At 28.6% G+C, this 4156-nt stretch carries 3 protein-coding genes; all 3 read left to right on the top strand.

From position 1 onward, the window contains the following. Positions 1-174: 174 nt before the first annotated feature. Positions 175-1881: an ABC transporter ATP-binding protein gene (locus CHL78_RS19630; RefSeq protein ID WP_094368394.1), complete on the top strand. Its 1707-nt coding sequence runs from the start codon at positions 175-177 to the stop codon at positions 1879-1881. Then, positions 1878-2708 (top strand): energy-coupling factor transporter transmembrane component T family protein, encoded by an 831-nt coding sequence (locus tag CHL78_RS19625; protein WP_094368393.1) that lies wholly within the window; start codon positions 1878-1880, stop codon positions 2706-2708. The genes CHL78_RS19630 and CHL78_RS19625 overlap by 4 nt, the downstream gene beginning before the upstream one ends. A 150-nt stretch (positions 2709-2858) precedes the next feature. After that, a partial coding sequence (locus CHL78_RS19620; protein WP_147295863.1) for a hypothetical protein occupies positions 2859-4156 on the top strand: 1298 nt, incomplete at its 3' end.

Below are 4156 nucleotides of genomic sequence, written 5' to 3'. Positions count from 1 at the left end.
TAGTAATATATGCAGAGCCATCTAATAAAGTATTTTTACAAGGGGCTATAGGTGGAACTTCTAATATGATTACTATAGGAATACTTGGAACGTTAGTATTATCAGCTTACTCGAAGACAAAGATTAAGAGCGGAAGTCTAAGAGTCGAAGAATAAAGTTAAAAAGGAGATATCCATGAAGAGAAAGATAATAGAATTTAAAGATTTTAGCTTTCAGTATAGAGTACAATCCGAGCCAACACTTAAAAATATAAACTTAGATATCTATGAAGGTGAGAAAGTGCTTGTGGTTGGTCCTTCTGGTTCGGGAAAAAGTACATTAGCACATTGTATAAATGGATTAGTACCATTTTATTATAGTGGTAAAACATCGGGGCATTTTAAAATAGATGGAGAAGATACATTAAATAAGAATATATTTGAACTTTCTAAGGTTGTAGGGACAGTACTACAAGATCCGGATAGTCAGTTTATTGGACTTACAGTTGGAGAAGATATAGCTTTTAAGTTAGAAAACTACTGTGTTGAACAACAGGAGATGATTGCTAAGGTTAATAAATCAGCTAAATTAGTTAATATTGATAAAGAACTTGAATCTTCTCCATATAAGCTATCTGGTGGACAAAAGCAAAGAGTAACTCTTGCAGGAGCTACTGTAGATGAAGTTAAAATCCTTTTATTTGATGAGCCACTAGCAAGTCTAGATCCTGCAACTGGAAAGAATGCAATAGAACTTATTGATAATATACAAAAAAATGATAACAAAACAATGGTTATAATAGAACATAGATTAGAAGATGTGCTTCACTGTAATATCGATAGAATAATCGTTATGAATGATGGAGAAATACTAGATGATGTAACTCCAAACGAACTTCTTTCGTCAAATATATTAAATAAAGTAGGTATAAGAGAGCCTCTATACATAACTGCACTTAAATATGCAGGATGTGAAATAAGTGAAGATTTAAATCTTGAGCATATTAATAAGCTTAATATAGAAAAATGTAAAGATAGTATATCAAGGTGGTGTACTAATATTGCTAAGTCTACAGAGAAGAGTAATGATAAAGTTTTACTGGAATTAGACGATATAAGTTTTTCTTACAACGAAGAAAAGCAAGTACTGAAAGATATTTCTTTTAAAATCAATGAAGGTGAAATGGTAAGTATAGTAGGTAGAAATGGAGCTGGTAAATCTACAATATCAAAGTTAGTGTGTGGATTTTACAAGCCGACTAATGGAAAAATATTATTTGAAGGAAGAGACATTGCGAATGATACTATAAAAGAGCGTTGTGAAAAAATAGGATTTGTAATGCAAAACCCAAATCAAATGATATCTAATACTATGATATTTGATGAAGTAGCTTTTGGTCTTAAAATAAGAGGATTTAGTGATGATGAAATTAAAGAAAAAGTATATAACGCATTAAAGGTATGTGGGTTATATGGATATAGAAATTGGCCGATATCAGCATTAAGTTTTGGTCAAAAGAAAAGAGTTACAATAGCGTCAATACTAGTGTTAAACCCAAAAGTTATAATACTAGATGAACCTACAGCTGGGCAAGATTTTAAGCATTATTCTGAAATAATGGAGTTTTTAGTAAGTCTTAACAAGCAAGGTGTTACTATTATAATGATTACTCACGATATGCACCTGATGCTGGAGTATACTGATAAGGTAATTGTTTTATCGGAAGGTAAAAAAGTAGCTGATGATAGTGCTATAAATATACTAACTGATAAAGATGTAATAGAAAAAGCAAATCTTAAGGAAACATCCATATATGAATTAGCTGTAAGATGTGATATAGATGAACCAAAAGAGTTTGTGAAGAAATTTATAGACTGTGACAGGAGATTTAGAAAAATATGAATACAGAAATGTTGTCATATATAAAAAAAGATTCACCTATTCATAGATTAACTGGAGCAACGAAGCTAATATGTTTTCTACTATGGACGTTAGCGGCAATGGTTACTTATGATACTAGGGTTTTAATAGGACTTTTTATAATAGGAATTGTTACATTTAAAATATCTAAGATAGAATTTAAGGATATATCATTTATACTTTATTTTATATTAATTTTCTTATTTTTAAATGTAATATTAATATTTATTTTCTCGCCAGAAGAAGGCGTATCTATATATGGAAGTAGGCATGAAATATTCCATTTGGTAGGACCATATAGTTTGACTTGGGAACAGTTATTTTATGAACTTAATGTTATGTTAAAGTACTTTGCTACTATTCCCATGGCGTTATTATTTATACTTACGACTGAACCGAGTGAATTTGCAGCATCTTTAAATAGACTTGGTGTAAATTATAAGGCATCATACACAGTATCAATTGCCTTAAGATATATACCTGATGTACAGAGAGATTATCAGGATATAGCTTTTGCGCAACAGTCAAGAGGTATTGATTTATCTAAAAAAGAAAAAATAAGTAAGAGGATTAAAAACTCTATAGCTATTCTTATGCCATTAATTTTCTCAAGTTTAGAAAGAATTGATAAGATAAGTTTAGCTATGGAATTAAGAGCTTTTGGTAATAATAAAAAGCGTACTTGGTACAGCATAAGAAGATTCACAAAAGAAGATTATATATCTATAGCTATACTAATTTTAGTATTTGTTATATCAATAACTATGGTTAAAGTCAATGGATCTAGATTCTATAATCCATTTGTATAACTAAAAAATAGGCTATCTACAATGTAGATAGCCTATTTTTCTATATTAAAAGTTTATTAATAAATAAACTTAAAATATCTGAATATTATTAATTAATTTGGGCAATTAATTTAAATATTAATATAGAAAAAATTGTAAAGGAGATGTAGTGTGAAAAAAGAGTTGTTACAGTGTATTATTATAACTATAATAACAGTGATATCTTCTACAATAAGATCAGAGAGCCTTGTTATATCTGAAGGTATCAAAAAGATAGAAACAAAAGATTGGTTAAGAACTAAAGAGATTTATGAAGTAGATAGTGAAAAAAAATTAAACTCAGAACTAAATTTTATGAATGAAAATATAAATGGCTTAGAAGATAAAGTTCAAGGAGTTAATGGATTGATTCAAGAGTTAAATGGAAAAAGAATAGTAAGAGGTTTGGACGACGTTAAGTTAATAGAAGGCAATGAATATACTGAAGGGGGAAAGATATTAAGAATAGGAGATATACATAAATATAACAACTATAACATAAGTAAAGCTAGCTTATATAGTTGGTTAGATCCTAATCAAACAGTATTTAATGAAAATAATATGTATAGTTGGATACATAACTATACTAATGGTGGGAATCCAGCCACTGAATGGAGGTTACTAAGAGGTAATTTTACTTTAGAAAAAGAAGAACTAAACTCATTAAAGAATAAAGAGATAAATATCATATTAGGCATTGACACACCAAATGGATTTGAACCAGTACTGCCATTTAAAAACATAGTAAATGTATTTGTAAATGGTAATATGACGCCAATTAATTATGCTTCACAATCAAATAGAGGGTTAACAATAGATAATATTACACAAACATATCAAACAATGAACTACACATCAGAAAACCTTATGAATGAAAATTACTGCAATAAAGAATATCACGACTCTTTAAGTTCACATACTGACTCATACCATGTACATCTAAATACTTATCTAAAAGATTCAAAAATCGTAAATGGAGATATATACAAATACATAAATAAAAATAATAGTGAAGCAGTGAATACTATAGAAATATTGGTTGGTCAATTAAGTACATCTAGTGGAGGGATATCTAAGCTAGACGTATTTTTAGTTGAAAGGCCTAATTTAGAGATTAAATGTATCCCATATATAAAAAATGATAATAATGAAAATGTATATTTATTAAATGATGAAAAAGTATCATTAGGCGATAAAGTATTTTATAGAATAGAAGTACATAACAACTCTGAACATATCAATATATCATATCCAAAAATAACTACAGAAATAAAAACTACCCCAAAAGAAATATTTGAAATAAATTCAAAAGAAATTACTATCACTAGATCTGGAGTTACAAGTAGTGTAAATAATGCTAATGTGTATATAGATGGATCAAAAGATCCTCATAATAATGGATTGGGAGCATTAGAGAACTATATAGATCC

Origin of the sequence: Romboutsia weinsteinii (genome assembly GCF_002250835.2) — a bacterium.
Taxonomy (GTDB): domain Bacteria; phylum Bacillota; class Clostridia; order Peptostreptococcales; family Peptostreptococcaceae; genus Romboutsia_A; species Romboutsia_A weinsteinii.
Note: the sequence above shows the minus strand (reverse complement) of the source record. Positions and strands in the feature narration are given on the sequence as shown.

Bases quoted from the DNA above. Each gene is read 5' to 3' on its own strand.
- CHL78_RS19630 (WP_094368394.1), top strand. From the start codon at position 175: ATGAAGAGAAAGATAATAGAATTTAAAGATTTTAGCTTTCAGTATAGA.
- CHL78_RS19625 (WP_094368393.1), top strand. From the start codon at position 1,878: ATGAATACAGAAATGTTGTCATATATAAAAAAAGATTCACCTATTCAT.